This window comes from Streptomyces fildesensis (assembly GCF_016107395.1).
Lineage (GTDB): Bacteria > Actinomycetota > Actinomycetes > Streptomycetales > Streptomycetaceae > Actinacidiphila > Actinacidiphila fildesensis.
Map to the genome: position 1 here is coordinate 1 of NZ_JAAIKO010000257.1, position 297 is coordinate 297.

The window sequence follows — 297 nt, forward strand, 5'->3', positions numbered from 1 at the left end:
ACCGCCTCGCACGTGCGTGAGGAAGCTCAGTGAATTTGAACATCGATCACCTTGCGCTCCACTTTGGACTTGGGCACAGAGACCAGCAGAACTCCGTCCTTCAGCTCCGCCTTTACTTTTTCATTCTCGGAGGCGTCTGGAAGCCTCAAGCGCATGTCGTAAGCACTCACCCGCCTGGACCAGGAGCTATTGTCTTCCTCCTTGTCCTTCTTCTGCTCTCCCTTTATCACGAGCACGTCGTCTTCTACCGAAACCTTCACGTCTTCCCTGGAGAGCCCCGGCATGTCGAACCTCATC

At 55.2% G+C, this 297-nt stretch carries 1 protein-coding gene; it reads right to left on the reverse strand.

The features are described from left to right. Positions 1-26: 26 nt before the first annotated feature. Positions 27-297, reverse strand: a 271-nt coding sequence (locus C6N31_RS46465; protein WP_198359706.1) for an Hsp20 family protein, incomplete at its 5' end; no start/stop codon positions are given.